Annotated in this window: 18 protein-coding genes; 6 read left to right on the top strand and 12 right to left on the bottom strand. The window is 56.9% G+C overall.

The window, feature by feature from the left end:
* Window positions 1-64: 64 nt before the first annotated feature.
* Window positions 65-1519 carry a betaine-aldehyde dehydrogenase gene (betB, locus tag ACR3EJ_RS05330; protein WP_170541959.1) on the bottom strand — a complete coding sequence of 485 codons (1455 nt, stop codon included), beginning with the start codon at window positions 1517-1519 and terminating at the stop codon, window positions 65-67.
* Between the two features lie 190 nt (window positions 1520-1709).
* Here betB and ACR3EJ_RS05325 point away from each other — a divergent pair, with 190 nt between their 5' ends.
* Window positions 1710-2039 carry a hypothetical protein gene (locus tag ACR3EJ_RS05325; RefSeq protein ID WP_170541960.1) on the top strand — a complete coding sequence of 110 codons (330 nt, stop codon included), beginning with the start codon at window positions 1710-1712 and terminating at the stop codon, window positions 2037-2039.
* Window positions 2040-2045: 6 nt separating this feature from the next.
* On the opposite strand, the gene ACR3EJ_RS05320 is transcribed toward ACR3EJ_RS05325, so the two are convergent.
* Together ACR3EJ_RS05320 and trhO are read right to left on the bottom strand one after the other, a co-directional pair.
* Complete coding sequence (locus ACR3EJ_RS05320; protein ID WP_170541963.1) at window positions 2046-2546, bottom strand: potassium channel family protein; 501 nt, start codon at window positions 2544-2546, stop codon at window positions 2046-2048.
* 64 nt (window positions 2547-2610) lie between these two features.
* Window positions 2611-3516, bottom strand: a complete 906-nt coding sequence (gene trhO / locus ACR3EJ_RS05315; RefSeq protein ID WP_170541966.1) for an oxygen-dependent tRNA uridine(34) hydroxylase TrhO — start codon at window positions 3514-3516, stop codon at window positions 2611-2613.
* Window positions 3517-3612: 96 nt separating this feature from the next.
* Here trhO and pncA point away from each other — a divergent pair, with 96 nt between their 5' ends.
* On the top strand, window positions 3613-4206 hold the full coding sequence (gene pncA / locus ACR3EJ_RS05310) for a bifunctional nicotinamidase/pyrazinamidase (RefSeq protein ID WP_170541969.1): 594 nt from the start codon (window positions 3613-3615) through the stop codon (window positions 4204-4206).
* A gap of 3 nt (window positions 4207-4209) precedes the next feature.
* Here the strand turns inward: pncA and ACR3EJ_RS05305 are convergent, their stop codons facing one another.
* Entirely contained in the window at window positions 4210-4740 is a 531-nt protein-coding gene (locus ACR3EJ_RS05305) for a hypothetical protein (RefSeq protein WP_170541972.1), read from the bottom strand.
* 164 nt (window positions 4741-4904) lie between these two features.
* On the opposite strand from ACR3EJ_RS05305, the gene pncB reads away from it, so the two are divergent.
* Window positions 4905-6197, top strand: a complete 1293-nt coding sequence (pncB, locus tag ACR3EJ_RS05300) for a nicotinate phosphoribosyltransferase (RefSeq protein ID WP_170541975.1) — start codon at window positions 4905-4907, stop codon at window positions 6195-6197.
* Here the strand turns inward: pncB and ACR3EJ_RS05295 are convergent.
* Genes ACR3EJ_RS05295 through ACR3EJ_RS05270 form a run of 6 tightly spaced genes read right to left on the bottom strand, consistent with a single transcriptional unit; the run spans window position 6194 to window position 13607 of the window.
* Entirely contained in the window at window positions 6194-7645 is a 1452-nt protein-coding gene (locus ACR3EJ_RS05295; protein ID WP_170541977.1) for an aldehyde dehydrogenase family protein, read from the bottom strand. The two genes, pncB and ACR3EJ_RS05295, sit on opposite strands and share 4 nt — an antisense overlap.
* A gap of 40 nt (window positions 7646-7685) precedes the next feature.
* Window positions 7686-9284 carry a dipeptide ABC transporter ATP-binding protein gene (locus tag ACR3EJ_RS05290; protein ID WP_170541980.1) on the bottom strand — a complete coding sequence of 533 codons (1599 nt, stop codon included), beginning with the start codon at window positions 9282-9284 and terminating at the stop codon, window positions 7686-7688.
* Window positions 9281-10096: an ABC transporter permease gene (locus tag ACR3EJ_RS05285; RefSeq protein WP_170541983.1), complete on the bottom strand. Its 816-nt coding sequence runs from the start codon at window positions 10094-10096 to the stop codon at window positions 9281-9283. Before ACR3EJ_RS05285 ends, ACR3EJ_RS05290 begins: the two co-directional genes overlap by 4 nt.
* Entirely contained in the window at window positions 10093-11040 is a 948-nt protein-coding gene (locus ACR3EJ_RS05280) for an ABC transporter permease (RefSeq protein WP_170471567.1), read from the bottom strand. Before ACR3EJ_RS05280 ends, ACR3EJ_RS05285 begins: the two co-directional genes overlap by 4 nt.
* A gap of 40 nt (window positions 11041-11080) precedes the next feature.
* The gene (locus tag ACR3EJ_RS05275; RefSeq protein WP_170541985.1) at window positions 11081-12100 is read right to left on the bottom strand and encodes a hypothetical protein; all 1020 of its coding nucleotides are present in this window, start codon (window positions 12098-12100) and stop codon (window positions 11081-11083) included.
* 19 nt (window positions 12101-12119) lie between these two features.
* A complete protein-coding gene (locus ACR3EJ_RS05270; protein WP_170541988.1) occupies window positions 12120-13607 on the bottom strand; it encodes an ABC transporter substrate-binding protein in 1488 nt (495 codons plus the stop codon).
* Between the two features lie 170 nt (window positions 13608-13777).
* Here ACR3EJ_RS05270 and panB point away from each other — a divergent pair, with 170 nt between their 5' ends.
* The 3 genes from panB to glpK all read left to right on the top strand — a co-directional run bounded on the left by panB (window position 13778) and on the right by glpK (window position 17014).
* Window positions 13778-14617 (top strand): 3-methyl-2-oxobutanoate hydroxymethyltransferase, encoded by an 840-nt coding sequence (gene panB / locus ACR3EJ_RS05265; RefSeq protein ID WP_170541991.1) that lies wholly within the window; start codon window positions 13778-13780, stop codon window positions 14615-14617.
* Window positions 14614-15465, top strand: a complete 852-nt coding sequence (panC, locus tag ACR3EJ_RS05260) for a pantoate--beta-alanine ligase (RefSeq protein WP_170541996.1) — start codon at window positions 14614-14616, stop codon at window positions 15463-15465. Before panB ends, panC begins: the two co-directional genes overlap by 4 nt.
* 70 nt (window positions 15466-15535) lie before the next feature.
* Complete coding sequence (glpK, locus tag ACR3EJ_RS05255; RefSeq protein ID WP_170541999.1) at window positions 15536-17014, top strand: glycerol kinase GlpK; 1479 nt, start codon at window positions 15536-15538, stop codon at window positions 17012-17014.
* On the opposite strand, the gene smpB is transcribed toward glpK, so the two are convergent.
* Complete coding sequence (smpB, locus tag ACR3EJ_RS05250; RefSeq protein WP_170542002.1) at window positions 17011-17493, bottom strand: SsrA-binding protein SmpB; 483 nt, start codon at window positions 17491-17493, stop codon at window positions 17011-17013. The two genes, glpK and smpB, sit on opposite strands and share 4 nt — an antisense overlap.
* Before the next feature lie 44 nt (window positions 17494-17537).
* Window positions 17538-18080, bottom strand: coding sequence for an isopentenyl-diphosphate Delta-isomerase (gene idi / locus ACR3EJ_RS05245; protein WP_170471553.1), 543 nt, complete (start codon window positions 18078-18080; stop codon window positions 17538-17540).
* Between the last annotated feature and the right edge of the window lie 120 nt (window positions 18081-18200).

Here is an 18200-nt window from a genome sequence, read left to right as displayed (position 1 = left end):
TGTCAGGTTATGCTCTGTTCCCGACGCGAAATGTCGGGAACAGAGTCTGAATGACCGGTTTTGATCAGTAAGGGGCCTCGACATCGTTCATCGAAACGTAAACTGTCTTCATCTCGCTGAAGTGGTTGATCGCCAGTTTCGAGTTCTCGCGCCCCACGCCCGACATCTTGGACCCACCGAACGGGGCCTCAACCGGGGCGAAGTTATAGGTGTTGATATAGCAAGTGCCAGCTTCGAACCCCGCCACAATTCTATGGGCGCGGGTCAGGTCATTGGTGAAGACACCGGCAGCCAGACCGAATTCGGTATCATTGGCACGCGCCAGCACCTCTTCTTCGGTTTCAAAATCCAGCACCGACATCACAGGTCCAAAAATCTCTTCTCGTGCGATTGTCATATCGTCGGTGACGTCGGCAAAAACTGTGGGCTGCATGTAGAACCCGTCACCTGCGATCCTGTCGCCGCCGTAGACCAACCTCGCACCCTCGGCTTTACCTTTTTCGACATAGCCCAGCGCAATATCCATCTGGTTTTCGCTGACCATCGGGCCAAAATTGACCTCCTCATCCAGCGGATCACCAATTTTCGCAGTGGCCAGACGATCGGACAAACGCGAAAGAAATGCTTCCTTGATACCCTTTTGTACAAAGACGCGCGTACCGTTGGAGCAAACCTGCCCCGAAGAATAGAAATTGCCCAAGATCGCACCCGAAACCGCATTATCGAGATCTGCATCGTCGAAAACAATCATCGGGGACTTCCCGCCCAGCTCCATGGTGACGTGTTTCATGCCATCGGCTGCCGCCGCATAGACCTTGCGGCCCGTTGGAACCGACCCAGTCAACGAGACCTTGGCTACACGCGGATCGGTAACCAGGCTGGCCCCGACATCTCCATAGCCTTGCACCACGTTGTAGATACCTTTTGGCGCGCCCGCCTCGATCAAGATTTCGGCCACCTTCAAAGCTGACAATGGTGTGGTTTCAGACGGTTTGAAGACCATCGCATTGCCGCAGGCCAGCGCCGGGGCACCTTTCCAACAGGCGATCTGGGTCGGGTAGTTCCACGCACCAATGCCGACACAGATACCCAATGCCTCGCGGATCGTATAGACGAAATCTCCACCCCCAAGTGGGATATGTTCGCCGGTCAGAGACCCTGCCAAGCTACCAAAATATTCCAAAGCATCTGCGCCGCTTGTCGCATCTGCCACAAGTGTTTCCTGCAGTGGTTTGCCGGTGTCATGGGTTTCGAGAACTGAAAGCGCCCGATTGCGATCCCGCATGATGTCCGACGCACGCCGTAGGACCCGGCCCCGTTCCGTGCCCGACATGGCGGCCCAGCTTGCCTGAGCCGATTTTGCGCTGTTTAGAGCCTGTTCTATGAGTTCAGGTGTTGCAGAATGCAACCGCGCGATAACTTCACCGGTGGCTGGATAGATAACGTCGATTGGGGTGCCTCTGGTATCTTCAACATAATTGCCGTTGATGAAATGGCTGGCCTTGGGCTGAAATTTCATGCCGAATCCTTCTCTTTTCGGATCACCCCTGCGCAAGGGGAGGTGTGTGTTGCTGACAGACTTAGCTTTCATTGATTGACCAGTCAATAAATCCAGTGATTGGCAGGTTCTCGCCGAATCCAAATGGCCTTCTCTTGAAATGTAAGGTTGATGTTCTATTTATGTTCTACATAGTCAGAGGATAACCCCGATGGCCCAGAACATGCGAAAAGCCGCACTTGGCGGCACGTCAAACGATTATTACCTGTTGCCTGTGACAGATCGGCAGATGCGCTATGCCCGCGCGATTGCGCAACAGTCCGCGCTTGAAATTCCTGTCGAGGCGCAACACGACCGTAAATCACTATCAGACTGGATATCGGCCCATAAGCCGCATGACCCGTCGCCTTTCGCAAACTATCCAACGGGCAAGCAGGTCGCGTTTGCGGAGCGTATCTCGCGCACTAAACGGCGTCCGATCCCATCCGAGTGTTTCCGCGACAGACAATTGATGTCTCGATGGATCGATCACAACAAATAAGCTGGTCTACTTGCTGTGGTTGCGCGCGTATAGCGCCACGGCTGCGGCTACAAACATGCCCAACAGGATATAGCCCGTAACCGCCTCGGCCACGGCCAACCCACGGCACAGGCCGGTCGGGGACATGTCGCCATATCCGACCGTGGTGAAAGTGACGTACGAAAAATACAGAATATCTGCCGGTCCTTTGGCGCCGACAACACAATGATCCTCATACCCGAAGGCGCCGTAGACGGCTGCAAATAGGAACGGCACAACCTGAATGAAGGACACCCCCATCAAAAACAGCATTCTGCGCGGGGATTTCACCTGGGTTATGTAGTAGTAGGATTGCGAAACCATCCAGACCACCAGCCCAACTGATGCAATCGTACCGATCGTGTCACCTGCGGTGGTTTCATTCAGACGCGATAAACCATACCAAGCGAGAAAACTGGCCAGAACCAGCCCTAATGCCGCCAACAGGGTGGATTTCCATTCTTCCAGAGTTCTGGGTTCGTGAGTCATAATCCGCTCCATCAGGCAGGCCCAAAGGCATCATCCGTTTTTCGGCATAGCCTGCAAGATGAATTCAATCTGACCCTAGATGTTCCTCACCTCGCGCGCGGGCCAGCTGGATTTGTCTCTGCCGCTCGCGAAACCGTGCCTTGTCCTGTTCGGACGTCTCATCAACACATCGATGGCAAGATACACCATGTTCGTATTCAGGGCGCTTTACATCTTCAGGCAGGATTGGGCGGCGGCAGCCATGACAAAGCTTGTGTGGGCCTTCGACCAGCCCATGACCAACTGAAACGCGATTGTCGAAGACAAAACACTCACCCTGCCACGTGCTGTCTTCGCGTGGCATCTCCTCGAGATAGCGCAGGATGCCACCTTTCAGGTGGTAGACATCCTCGACGCCCTGCCCCAGCAGATAATTAGTGGACTTCTCACATCGAATTCCGCCGGTGCAGAACATGGCGACACGCTTGTTGTGAAATCGCTCTTTGTTTTCTTCCCACCATGCTGGGAAATCGCGGAAACTTGCCGTGTTTGGATCTATTGCGCCTTCAAACGTGCCGATTGCAACTTCGTAGTCATTGCGCGTATCGATCACCACCACATCGTCAGAGCGGATCAGATCGTTCCAGTCCTCGGGCTCAACATAGTTTCCGACACTGGCACGTGGGTCGACATCGGGCTGCCCCATCGTCACGATCTCTTTTTTCAGACGCACCTTCATCTTACCAAAGGGTGGGTGGTCTGAGGTTGCCTCTTTCCATTCCAGATTGTTGCAACCCGGAAGCGCGCGGATATGCGCCAGCACCGCATCAATCCCCGCGCGGGGTCCGGCTATGGTGCCGTTGATCCCCTCTTGCGCCAGCAACAGGGTTCCTTTCACCGATTGCGCGCGGCAAAGCTCGTGCAAGGCAGGGCGCAACGCGTCAGGATCAGGGAAGCGTGTGAAATGGTATAGGGCAGCGATTGTGTACATGTGCGCGATCTAATGCGCCTGATGAAAGCACACAAGAGACAGCATTGACGATCCCTGCTGCGCGCCATACCGATTATGTAACTGAAGGAGACCAACATGTCCCACGCGCTGCTCGTCATCGATGTTCAGAATGATTTCTGCCCGGGAGGCGCACTCGCCGTTGCGGGTGGCGATGAAATCGTCGCTCCTATCAACGCGATCATGGGCGATTTCGACGCGGTGATCCTGACTCAGGATTGGCATCCGGCGGGGCATTCGTCTTTCGCCAGCTCACATGACGACAAATCCCCGTTCGAGATGATCCAGATGCCCTACGGCGCACAAGTCCTGTGGCCTGATCACTGCGTGCAGGGCTCGAATGGCGCGGCTTTTCACCCGGACCTGCGTACCGATGGCGACCTGATCATCCGGAAAGGCTTTCGCCGCGACATCGACAGTTATTCGGCATTCTTCGAAAATGATCATTCCACTCCGACTGGTCTGAAAGGCTATCTTGAGACGCGCGGGATCGGACAGTTGACGATGGTTGGACTGGCGACAGATTTCTGCGTCCATTATTCGGCGGTAGATGCGGCACATCTGGGATTTGACGTTACTATCAGAACCGGTCTGTGCCGTGCGATAGATATGGATGGATCATTATCAGCTGCCGAGAAATCAATGCGCGAAGCGGGTGTCAAATTGGCCTGAGGATCAATTCGCTGCGCCGTACTCCGCCAGGAGCTTCAGCAACACAAACAAAATCACTGCCAGCCCCAACGCAAATCCCAATCGCCCAACCAGGGTGCGCCGTTCCGGGCGTACCGTCTCGGGGCTTTGGGCCTGTACAGGTCGCGCAGGTGCCGGGCGGAGAACATGACCGGGCTTAGCTGCCCTGATGTGCGCCAGGAAGTGATGAAAATCAAACTCGCCGCAATATTCGCCCTGAACACCCATGTTCCGAATGTTTGCAAAAAGCCGTTTCAGAATTACGACGCGATTCTCGGAATCCTCGGGCCGGTAATATCCGGTGGACCGATTGTCACTCACCGTATCCAGACTGAAGCCAGATTCCAGAAATATGCGACGTATTTTAGGTGAAGCCGCCCGCAAGGCATCTGCAGTCTTGATATTCCTGAACTGCGCGCGCACCGGGGGTCGCCCTGTTACCGCTGTGTGTCCATGTTCCGGATCAACCTCATCCGGAGCAATCGCCACTATGTCAAAGTCGTACTCGAGACTCATTCACCAAATTCAACCTCTCAACCATCCCCACCCCCTCACTAAAGCGTGAAGGACACTCATAATATGCCCGCAATGTGACTTGTCATGGGCATTGTTACCAATCCAGCGACTCTTGCCAATCAGCGCGCTGATTGATCTAACAACGGAAATCGCAGGAGGTCCCCATGGTCGACATCGCGACGCGGGTCTACAATCACAAATGGAAGATTGACCCAATTGTGCGGTCATTAATAGACACAGACTTCTACAAACTGCTGATGTGCCAGTCAGTGTTTCGTAATAAGCCCCAAACAGACGTGGTTTTTTCGCTCATTAACCGGTCGAATCACGTTCCATTGGCCAAATTGATCGATGAAGGTGAGTTGCGTGAACAGCTGGATCATATCCGTTCCCTCAGTCTCAGCCGGGGCGAAAGCACCTGGCTGCGCGGCAATACGTTCTATGGCAAACGCCAGATGTTCCGTCCTGATTTCATGGAGTGGTTCGAAAATCTGCGTCTGCCGCCTTATCATCTGGAACGCAAAGGCGATCAGTATGAACTGACCTTCGAAGGCAAGTGGCACGAGGTCATGTTGTGGGAAATCCCAGCATTGGCTGTGCTGATGGAGCTCCGCTCGCGCGCAGTTCTAAACGGGATGCGCCGGTTCGAGCTTCAGGTGCTGTATGCCCGCGCAATGACACGCGTTTGGGAAAAAATCGCCCAGCTTCGCAACATTGAGGGGCTGGGGATTGCGGATTTCGGCACACGACGGCGGCATTCGTTTCTGTGGCAGGACTGGTGCGTGCAGGCGATGATCGAAGGTTTGGGACCATCTTTCACCGGTACGTCCAACTGCCTGATTGCGATGCGCCGCGAAGTAGAGGCTATCGGCACCAATGCACATGAATTACCTATGGTCTATTCGGCTCTGGCTGAAGATGACGCTGCGCTCGCCCAAGCGCCATATGATGTGCTTAGCGACTGGCATGAAGAACATGACGGTAATCTGCGTATTATTCTACCTGATACCTATGGCACCAAAGGGTTTTTGGACCGCGCTCCCGACTGGCTGGCAGGCTGGACAGGAATACGTATCGATAGCGGCGATCCTGCAACCGGGGCCGAAATTGCAATTGATTGGTGGAAATCTCGAAGTGAAGAGCCCACTCAGAAACGCATTATCTTCTCGGACGGATTGGACGTGGACAAAATTCGCGAACTGCACGCCCAGTTTGCTGATCAGACTAACGTATCGTTTGGCTGGGGCACTCTGCTGACCAACGATTTTCGCGGGCTTGTTCCAAATGACGCGCTGGCCCCCTTCTCGTTGGTCTGTAAGGCAGTGTCCGCCAATGGCAAACCAACCGTGAAGCTGTCTGACAACCCGGAAAAGGCAATGGGGCCAACAGATCAGATTGAGCGGTACAAGCGGGTTTTTGGCGTCGGAGCGCAGAAAGCGATCGAGGTGATCGTTTAGCCGTGATAGGCAGCGACCGTCTTAAGCTGTGAGAACCCGTACAGCGCCTCGAAGCCTTTTTCGCGGCCGTGGCCGGATTTACCAACACCTCCAAAAGGCAACTCAACACCGCCGCCCGCACCATAGTTGTTGATGAAGACTTGCCCCGACAGCAGCCCCTTGGCCAGTCGCATCTGGCGTGCCCCATCCCGCGTCCAGACGCTGGCGACAAGGCCATAGTCGGTGCTATTCGCTATGCTTAGAGCCTCTTCCTCGGTTTCAAACGGTATCAAAACCTGAACCGGGCCAAATATTTCATCCCGCGCAAGCACATGGTCCGGAGAGACGTCAGCAAAGAGTGTGGGCAGGACATAAGCCCCATTTTCTGGGGCGTTTTCCACGATTTGCCCCTGTCCGGCGATGGTCAAATCCGCGCCCTTCTCAAGAAAACCGTTTACGATCTGTTTTTGCCGTTCCGAGATCAACGGCCCGACGCGCAGATCGTTCATCGCCGGTCCCACGGATAGCTCGCTATATGCCTCTGACATACGGGACTTGATCTGTTGATAAACGCCCCGCTGAACCAGAATGCGAGACGAGGCCGAGCAGGTTTGGCCTGCATTCTGAATGCCCGCATTCACCAGAAACGGAAGGGCCGCATCCAGATCGGCATCATCGAAGACAAGTTGCGGCGACTTGCCACCCAATTCCAGTGTCACCGGTACAACATTTCGACCCGCCGCCTGCTGAACCAACGCGCCCGTCGCGACCGAACCTGTGAATGAGATGTGATCCACACCCGGATGCGCCGACAGGGCCGCGCCTGCCTCGCCTCCCAGTCCGGGCACCACATTCAAGGCCCCGGGTGGCAAGCCCGCCTGTGTCGCCAGGTGAGCGAAGGCCAATGCGGTCAGGCAGGCTTCTTCCGCCGGTTTCAGAACGCAGGCGTTGCCCATCGCCAGCGCCGCCCCGACCGAGCGGCCAATGATCTGCATCGGATAGTTCCACGGCACGATATGGCCGGTCACACCATGCGGTTCACGCAGCGTGTAGACCGTATAACCATCCAAGTAGGGAATGGTCTCGCCCATCACTTTATCAGCAGCACCGCCGTAAAACTCGCAATACCGCGCCAAGGCAACGGCATCCGCCCGCGCCTGGGTCAGCGGTTTGCCGACATCCATCGCCTCAAGCTGTGCCAGATCATCGACCCGTTCCAGAACCAGTTGACCCAACCGGGTGAGAACACGCCCCCTTTCCAGCGCGGTCATGCGACCCCATTCATCATCGCGCGCAGAACGGGCGGCCTGCACCGCAGCATCTATATCGCGTTCGTTACCCCTTGCGATCTGGCAGATTTCAGAGCCGTCCGAGGGATTAACAAGCGTCAAGCATTGCCCTGACACAGGTGCTTTCCATTCACCACCAATCAGACACAGGCTGGGATCGAACCAGAGGGGGTTAGACATCAAAAACTCCTAAAGTAGGCTCTAATAAGGCACTTATGGATCACGCAGCCCCCTGTCCGATCTCTGGCAGACTGGGCGCTGCATCGATTAGCGTTCGCGTGTAAGGGTGCTGTGGCCTGGTAAATACCTGCTCGGTTTCACCCTGCTCGACAATCTTGCCGGCCTGCATCACGAGCACGCGGTCGGTGATCGTACGAACCACACTCAGATCGTGGCTGATAAACAGATATGTCAGATCGTAGGTCTCACAAAGCTCGACCAAAAGATCGAGGATCTGGGCGCGTACCGAGACATCGAGGGCCGAGACAGCCTCATCGAACAGGATCAACTCGGGCTGGATGATCAGCGCACGGGCGATGGCGATCCGTTGGCGTTGCCCGCCCGAAAACTCGTGGATATACCTGCTTGAGTCATCCGGACTGAGGCCAACCGCAGTAAGCATTTCGGCGATGCGATCCTGCCGTTCGGACCCGGTTGGCGGGGTTTCGAGTAGGTGAAACGGCTCGGTGATCAGACGCGTAACCCTGTGGCGCGGATTGAAACTGCCGTAGGGGTCCTGAAACACCACCTGCATCTTGCGACGTACTGCAAGATTGGGTTTATGGCCTGTAAATACAGGCTGACCATCCAGAGATATTCGGCCTTGTTGCACCTCTTCGAGACCCAATATAGCCCGTGTTAGGGTCGATTTTCCACAGCCGGACTCACCAACCAACCCCAATCGTTCCCCTCGGTTCAGCGTAAAGCTAACCTGATCGACGGCCCGGTGATGGCCAGGTGCATCGAACAAGCGCTTTCTGGGCAGGCGGTAGTCCCGAACCACTTTGTCGACTTCCAGCAATGGTCGTGGCTCTGGGGCTACCGGCAGGTTGACCTGATGCCCCGAAGCCTCGAACAGCATGCGGGTATAGGGGTGTTGCATATGGCGTAGCAGATGTTCAGTTACGCCGGTTTCAACCACCTCGCCATGCCGCATAACTACGATCTGATCCGCCATGCCAGCAACCACTGCCAAATCATGGGTGATCATCAGCAGACCCATGCCGTATTCCGTCACCAGTCCTTTGAGCAAGTCGAGGATTTGTGCCTGCGTCGTCACGTCCAGCGCCGTTGTCGGCTCATCAGCGATCAGTAACCGGGGGCGCAACGCAATCGCCATGGCGATCACCACACGCTGACGCTGTCCACCCGACAGCTCGTGCGGAAAGCGTGTCATAGGGAACCGGTCGGTGGGCAATCCGACCCGCGCCAAAACCTCTTCGGCCCGTTCGCGCGCCTGGGCGGGGGGCATGGTCTTGTGGATCAGGATGGTCTCCATCACCTGATCGCCAATTGTCTTGACCGGGTTCAAGGCAGTCATCGGTTCTTGGAAAACCATTCCGATCGCGGCACCCCGCAGGGCGCACATCTCTGCTTCTGACTGATTCAGCAGGTTCTGACCGTCAAGCTGCAGCACCCCTTCCGCATCAGCCCCGCTGGGCAGCAACTGCATCACGGCAAGGGCGGTCATGGATTTGCCCGAACCGCTTTCACCGGTCACAGCCACGATCTGCCCAGGGACAATTGACAGGTTAATCTGCTTTAAAATCGGTGTGCCATGGATGGCCACTGAGAGGTTCTTGATCTGCAAAAGGCTCATGCGCGGGCCACCCGTATCCGAGGGTCCAACCAGTCGCGCAAGCCATCACCCAGAAGGTTCAGACCTAGAACCGTCACGATGATCGCCAAACCCGGAATCAGAGCCAAATGCGGGGCAAAACTGACCATAGTCTGCGCGTCGGCCAGCATTCTGCCCCAGCTTGGTGTGGGCGGTTGCGCGCCCAGGCCGACATAAGACAGCCCGGCCTCGGCCAGAATACCCAGAGAGAATTGAATCGTTCCCTGAACGATCAGCAGATTGGCGACATTGGGCAGGATGTGTTCAGCCGATATGCGTGCCGCCCCTTTGCCTGACACGCGGGCGGCGAGGATGAACTCGCGCTCCCACAGCGACAGGGCCGCACCTCGGGTGATCCGCGCAAAGACAGGGATGTTGAAGATACCAATGGCGATGATCGCGTTGATGGCCCCGGCACCAAAGACAGCGGTGATCAGAATGGCGATGACAAGAGAGGGGAATGCAAAGACCAGATCGTTGCCGCGCATGATGACTTCGTCCAGCCACGATCCTTTGCGCGCGGCAGCGGTCAGGCCCAAGGGGACGCCCAGCGCCATGCCGATCCCGACGGCCACCAACGCTACCGCAATCGAGGTACGAGCGCCGACCATGATCATCGAGAACATGTCGCGCCCGAAATGATCGGTGCCGAACCAGTGTTGCGCGTTTGGCGGTTGCAGCTTGGCCGGAATATTGAGCGCGGCATGGTCATATGGCGTCCAGACAAACGATACGAGCGCCGCCAGAAGCACCAGCGAGGACAGTGCGGCACCAAGGATCAGGTTGCGGCTCATGTCCTGCTCCTCAGTCTTGGATCGACGGCGGCATAGGCCAAATCGACCAAAAAGTTCACCATGATGACGGCGAAGACCAGCAACATGACGACCGATTCCACTACGATCAGGTCACGTGCAGAAATCGCCTGAAACACCAGCCGTCCGAGGCCTGGCAGATAGAAAACCTGTTCGATGATGATTGAGCCTGCCAGCAGGAAGGAAAATTGGAGCCCGATGATCGTCAGCACAGGAATCAGAGCATTCCGCACCCCGTGTCGCCACAGTGCCTGACGGCGTGACAGGCCCTTGGCGCGGGCAGTACGCATAAAATCCTCGGCCAGAATGTCCAGCAATGCCGATCGCATGACCCGCGCAAGAATAGCCGCCTGTGGCAGGGCTAGGGCGATCGCAGGCAGGGTCAGAGAATGCAGGCCGGTCCAGACGCCGTTTTCCCAACCCGCGAACCCGCCGGCATTGAACCAGCGCAGATTGATCGCAAAGATCAGCACCAGCATCATTGCAAACCAGAAGTTCGGCACTGCTATCCCGAGCTGCGTTGCGCCCATTACAGCCAAGTCACCCGGTTTGCCACGCCGTGCCGCTGCATAGATACCAGCGGGAAACGCAATAAGCGTGGACAGGGTCAGCGCGTACAACGCCAGTGGCAACGACACCCATAGTCGATCCGTAATCATCTGCGACACCGGCGTGCGATAAGTGTAGGATGTGCCGAAATCCCCAACCAGCATCCCGCCGACCCAGTTGAAATACCGTTCGACTTTGGAGACATCGAGGCCCAATTCAGCCCGCAGGGCAGCCAAAGTGTCTGCCTGCGCGTTCACACCCAGCATGAACGACGCCGGATCACCGGGCGCAATCTCGATCACCGCGAAGATGACAACCGATGCGACGGCCAGACTCAGGATCAGCGACAGCAGGCGTTTGAGGGCATAACGTAGCATTGGTAACAGGTTAAGTGTCTGGGTTGCGGGGGTCCAGCATCTACTCGTAGGCCTGCCGCTCGTCGTTGACCAGTTTGATCGCACAGGCCGAGAGATTGGCGGCGGGCTCAGTCTCTGACAGCCATTCAAGATTAGTTTCAGTGCGAGCCAGCGCCGCGCGGCGCAGGACCATCAGTCGGGCGCGTGGGCTATCCAGAAATTCATTTTGTGGGATCACCGTTTCAAGCGGACTGTCGATACGGATGACCTCGAAGTACCCGCCCGTCAGTGCCAAAAACGCAAAAGCGCAGGCCGGTGCGTCATCGGCACATTGCTGATTGCAAATTTGCGCAATGGGGTGTGTTGCTTCAGAAGACATCAGCCAGTTCTCTACCGATTGACGCCACGGGTTGTCCGGTGAGATATCGCCGTACCCTAACCCAAGCGCCAGCAGACCCGCCATACCCAGCGCCTGGTCCGAACTTGCGTCGACCGGATCAGATTGAATATGACGCAACGCCGCAAGCCCGTCTCCGCGTGGTTCTGGAGTTTGGGACAGGTAGGCCAAGTAGGGTTTCAAGGCCTGCATGACTTGATCGTTGGCCTGCAACGTCTCACGCATGCTGGCGTTACCATACAGAGCCACGATGCGTGTTGGATAATCCGTGGCCTGATGCTCACCAAGAGCGTTGAGTTTTGCGATCAGGTCAAGATCGGGGTTCGGATGCTTGGCCTGGAGTAAGGTTTGCGCCAACTCGTTTCCAGCGCGTGCCTCGACCGTTAACCACGACTGCCCAAAGGCCGACCAATCTTTCTGGCGAAAAAGCTTTCGCGACTGTTTGGGTCCCAGCGATTGACGATATGGCGACGGCCCCAGATCCAATGTTTCGATCCGACCCAGTAACAAGCGCGCTTCTACGTCACCTTCAGCGGCAAGCTCTGCCAGCATGGGCAGGGCCTGCTCATCGTCGCCTTGCAGCCACAATTCAACCGCCTGGCCAAGCGATGAGTCGGCCCGAGCAACAGGTGTAATAGCGATCTGCGCCGCGAGGGTAAGAGCGACGAAGATTGACTTGACCATGCACGGACCTCCCTAGGGTCTATTCGTCCCAGCTGATGGCAGTCAGGTCGATCGCTGCGGTGGGTGCGTTTTCCCACAGACCCTGAACACCCGCCTTGGCAACCCCGAGCTTGGCAAGCTGAAACAGATACCCATTAACGTAATCGGTTGCGATCAGGCGCTGCGCTTCTCCCAACAGACGAGCGCGTTCATCAGGGTCGGTGGTGGAATTCAGAGTGTCCATCAAAGCCTGAAAATCGGTGCTGTCATATTGGAAATAATAGTCAGGCCGCGCATAGATACCGATATCCATCGGCTCGGTGTGGCTGACAATGGTCAGGCCAAACTCCTTACCTTTGAACACGCTTTCCAGCCATTGCGCCCATTCCACATTGATGATTTCGGCTTTGATGCCGATCTCGGCGAGCTGAGCAGCGATGATCTCACCCCCGCGCCGAGCGTAAGAGGGTGGCGGCAGGTGCAGAGTAGTCTCGAACCCGTCGGGATATCCGGCCTCGGCAAGAAGAGCCTTAGCTTTCTCAGGGTCGTAGGCCGAATTACCAGTCAGATCGACATAAGCCGGGTTGTGCGGCGCGAAATGGGTGCCGATGGGCGTGCCATAACCGAACATCGCGCCGTCGATGATGGCTTGCCGATCGATGGCATGGGCTAGGGCCTGCCGCACGAGTATATCGTCAAAGGGTTCTTGTTTGTTGTTGGTCGATAGGATTGTCTCACCCTCAGTCGAGCCGACAAGGACCCGAAAGCGCGGATCGGCCTCGAACTGAGGCAGGTTCTCGGGCGCAGGGAAGTTGTCGAACACGTCCACATCCTCGGCCATCATGGCGGCGAATGCGGCGGTCGGGTCCGAAATAAATTTGAACGTTGCAGTCTCTAACGCGGGCTGATCGCCCCAATAGTCGGGATTTCGATTCAGGGTGATGCTGTCCCCTTGCACCCAATCGGCAAAGGTGAACGCACCCGTGCCAACCGGGTTGGTCTTAATATTCTCGATACTTTCCGGCGCAACGATGACCGCGTCACCCCAGGCAAGGTTGAAGAGGAAATTACCGTTCGGTTCCTTCAACGTCACCTGAACGGTCAGAGGATCCACAACTTCGACAGTCTCAATCCCAGCAAACAGAGCCTTTTGTGCATTGGCGCTGTCTTCCGCAGTCGCCCGGTCGAGGCTGAATTTGACGTCCTCGGCATCCATCGTAGTACCGTCATGAAAAGTCACGCCATCGCGCAGTTTGAATGTATAGACCGTGCCGTCATCCGAAATCTCCCAGCTTTCAGCCAACCCCGGAACAACCGATCCATCGCCCATAAAGCGGGTCAGACCTTCGAAGATGTTGGTGTAGACAACCGAATCGATTGCCTGAGCGGCGGCGCTGGTTGGATCCAGATGCGGCGGCTCTAGCTGCATGGCGATGGTGATGTCGGATTTAGCCAGAGCCTGCGTGGCAAACAGGCTGGCACCTAGGGCCAAGGCCGACGCGAATGAGCGAAAGCGCTGCTTTGTCATGAAAATCTCTCCCCACATTATACGACTATTCCGCTGACTACGGATCGTTCTGAGACCGATCCTGCCAGAAACCCCGGGTCAATCAAGGGATTGTTGGCGCAACCGGGGTTTCTTTGCATCTGCCGCATCTGCTATGCCGCACTGCAACATGAACCCTGCGAGGAGTGATCATGAGCGCCACCGCCCACAAGAAAGCCCCGAACGCTGAGGATATCCGCGCCCGGAAAGGCACTGAACCTCTGGTCTCGCTGACTGCCTACACGACGCCGATGGCGCGGTTGATGGATGCGCATTGCGACTTTGTTCTGGTCGGTGACAGCGTCGGCATGGTGCTGCACGGGTTGACCTCGACCCTCGGGGTCACAATGGACATGATGATTATGCACGGTCAGGCCGTCGCCCGCGGGCTGGACAGAGCCATGATGGTGATAGACATGCCTTTCGCCAGTTACGAACACGACCCGGCGCAGGCCTTCCGCAACGCGGCCCGCTTAATGTCCGAAACCGGTGCAGGCGCGGTCAAGCTGGAAGGCGGCGTGGAGATGGCCGAAACCATTCGTTTTCTCGTCAAACGCGGCATCCCGGTGATGGCGCATATCGGTTTGACACCGCAATCAATCAACACGCTGGGCGGCTACAAGGTACAGGGGCGCGACAAACAGGCCGATGCCGTACTGGCCGACGCCCGTGCCGTTGCCGAGGCCGGTGCGTTTTCCGTCGTGTTAGAGAAGGTTCCGCAAAGCTTGGCTGACCGGATCACGTCCCAGATTGCGATCCCCACCATCGGCATTGGTGCTTCGGCCGGGTGTGATGGACAAATTCTGGTGGTAGACGACATGCTGGGCTTTTTCACTGCTTTCAAACCAAAATTCGTCAAACGCTATGCCGATCTTGGCCCGCTGGCCGAAGCAGCAATTGCAGAATACGCAGCCGAGGTTCGAGCCCGCAGCTTTCCGGCAGACGAACATGTCTTTGCAGATCAGACCCCTTCAAAAGGGTCCAAGTCATGACCGCGCCTATTCTGCGTCGTCTGGCGGATTTGCGTGCACCGACGCGTGAATGGCGCCAAAAGGGCGAAGTGATCGGAGTCGTTCCGACCATGGGCGCGCTGCATCAAGGACATCTGTCACTGGCCGAAGCCGCCAAGGCGGATTGCGACCGGGTGGTCGTGACAATCTTCGTGAACCCCAAACAGTTCAACAACCCAGAAGACCTTGCCAACTATCCACGCACCGAACAGGAAGACGCGGAAAAGCTGGCCCCTTATGACGTTGATGCGATTTACGTACCCGACCCTCAGGAGATCTATCCCGAGGGATTCGCCACCACAGTCTCGGTCTCGGGCCTGACTGACACAATGGAGGGTGAATTCCGCCCGGGTCATTTCGATGGCGTGGCGACCGTTGTCGCTAAACTGTTCCTGCAAACGCAGGCGGATCGAGCCTATTTTGGGGAAAAAGACTATCAGCAGCTTATGATCGTCCGACGGATGGCCCGCGATCTGGATATTCCGATCAAGGTGATTGGTTGCCCGACGGTACGAGAGCCCTCGGGTCTTGCCATGTCTTCGCGCAACCAGAGACTGTCAGATCGGGGGTTGGTAATTGCGGCTAAAAAACATCGCATCATGCGCGCACTTGTTCAGGCTCTGGAGAATGGTGAGGCGTTCAACTCGCTGGTGACGCAAGCCCAGGCTGAACTGCTGGCCGCCGGTTTCGCTGAGGTGGAATATCTCCAACTCCGCTGTGCCGATACGCTGGACCCGCTAGCCCACGCCGACCGCCCGGCGCGCTTGTTCGCGGCGACCATGCTTGAAGGCGTGCGGCTGATCGATAATCTGCCGGTGTCAAAGGTCTGATTTCCCCTCTGGCACGTTTGGCATTGTTTGCGCTAAAGTCCCGCAAAACCAATGCGGGAGGGGCGCAGGCATGACCTATATTCTGGCAATCGATCAGGGCACCACATCGTCTCGTGCGATCCTGTTCGACGCGCAATTGCAGCGCGTCGGCACTGCGCAGCACGAGTTTACGCAGCATTTCCCGCAGGAAGGCTGGGTCGAACATGATGCCGAAGAAATCTGGGACAGCGTCCTGACCGTTTGCCGGAAGGTGATGGAAACCACGGGTGTTGCCGCCAGCCAGATCGCCGGAATTGGGATCACCAATCAACGCGAAACCACAGTTATCTGGGATCGCGCGACCGGTGCCCCGATTCACAACGCGATTGTCTGGCAAGACCGGCGCACTGCTGAAATTTGCGAACGTCTTCGCAAAGCGGGGTGCGAAGATGACGTGACCGCCCAGACGGGGCTGCTGCTGGACCCTTATTTCTCGGGCACAAAGGTCAAATGGCTTCTGGATACCGTGCCAGGCGCGCGCGACCGTGCCGCCGCGGGAGAGCTGCTGTTCGGCACAATCGACACCTTCCTGATCTGGCGACTGACCGAAGGGCGCATGCACGCCACCGACGCCACCAACGCCGCTCGTACATTGCTATTCGACATTCACAAGGGGGAATGGAGCAGCGAGATTTGTGACTTGCTGGACATCCCCCAGGCCTTGTTGCCCGATGTGCGGGATTGTGCCGCAGATTTCGGATCAACATCCCTGTTTGGTAGTGAAATCCCGATTCTCGGCGTGGCAGGGGATCAACAGGCTGCCACCATCGGGCAGGCCTGTTTCCAGCCGGGCATGATGAAATCCACCTACGGCACGGGATGTTTCGCGCTGCTCAATACCGGTGCGCAGCCGGTTGAATCGAAGAACCGCCTGCTGACCACCATTGCCTATCAGCTGGACGGGCAGAAAACTTATGCGCTTGAGGGCTCGATCTTCATCGCCGGTGCGGCAGTGCAATGGCTGCGCGATGCGTTGCAAATCATCGAAGCCGCACCGCAAAGCGGTGAACTGGCCGCGCAAGCTGATCCAAACCAACATGTTGTCCTTGTGCCTGCCTTTACCGGGCTCGGTGCGCCCTATTGGAAACCCGATTGCCGCGGCGCAATCTTTGGCCTGACCCGCAATTCCGGCCGCGCCGAAATCACGCGCGCCACGTTGGAAAGCATCGCGTTCCAAACCCGCGACCTATGGCACGCAATGCAGGGCGATTGGGGGGCCGAGGCTGACGTGATCCTGCGCGTCGATGGCGGGATGAGCGCATCGGACTGGGCCATGCAGGGGCTTTCGGACATTCTGGGCGCGCCCGTTGACCGCCCGGTGATGCAGGAAACCACCGCGCTGGGTGCCGCATGGCTGGCTGGAATGAAAGCAGGTGTCTACCCGGATCAGGCAGGATTCGCCGAAACCTGGGATCTTGACTGTCGGTTTGAACCTCAGAAGGCCGAGGCCGACCGAGACGCGGCCTATGCGCGCTGGCAACGGGCCGTTCAGGCGACCATGGCGTTCTAGCTGTGGTCCTTCATCAGACGCTGTTTCTGGCGTGACCAGTCGCGTTTGGCCTGTGTTTCGCGCTTATCGTGTAGCTTCTTACCCTTGGCGATGCCGATCTTCAGCTTCGCCCGGCCTTTGTGGTTGAAGTACAGCACCAACGGCACCAGCGTCATACCCTTGCGCTGAGTCGCGTTCCACAGGTTTGCCAACTCCTTGCGCGACACCAACAGCTTACGGCGGCGGCGTTCTTCGTGTTTGAAGACCTTCGCCTGTTCATAGGGCGCGATATAGCTGTTGATCAGCCACAGCTCTCCGCCATCAACCGACGCATAGCTTTCAGCAATGTTCGACCCGCCCGCGCGCAGAGATTTGACCTCGGACCCTTCCAGTACGATGCCGCACTCGATATCGTCTTCGATCGCGTAATCGAAGCGCGCACGCCGGTTTTCGGCGATCACTTTGTAATTCGGGTCAGTTTTCTGCTTCTGCTTGGCCATGACGCGTTGATGTATTCCGCTTGCGAGCGCCTTGCAAGACAGGGTTACGATTTGGCTGAGATAATCAAGTCAGGCCCAAAGATCGTATCCGCGTGGTTGTGCAGATAAATCTTGAGCCATGGCGTAAAGCGGTTCGGGTGCCGTTTCACCTCAGCCAGCAGATCGTGATAGTCGACCCAACGAATATCCATCACTTCGTCAGGATTAGGCTCGATTTTCAATGGTCCACGCACGTGCGCCAGAAAGACATCGACCACCTCGTTCTCAACCATGCCATTGCCAACGTCGGCGTGATATTCAAGCTTGTGGCGATATTCAGGATATAGCCCGGTTATGCCCAACTCCTCGCGCAAACGACGTACCGCGCAATGCGAAGCGCTTTCTTCCCAATCTGGATGTGTGCAGCAGGTATTCGCCCAAAGACCCGGCGTGTGATATTTGCCCATCGCCCTGCGCTGCAGCAATATCTCGGTTCCGCGCACAACGAAGACCGATACGGCCTTGTGCTTGAGGCCTTTCTCGTGTGCCTCAAGCTTGTCAACGGGGGTCAGTTCGCCTTCAACCCAGGCCGGGATCATGATTCCCATCTGTCGTCTCCTGTTGGCGAATCCCGGCGCTCAAAGTCATGCCGGTTTTTATCCAAAGTGACGCCGATGGAGGCATCATTCAACCGCACGAAAGGCCGCAGGGGCTGCGGCCTTTTGCAC

The organism is Ruegeria sp. AB11 (assembly GCF_056536325.1).
This window is presented reverse-complemented; position numbering and strand designations above follow the sequence as displayed.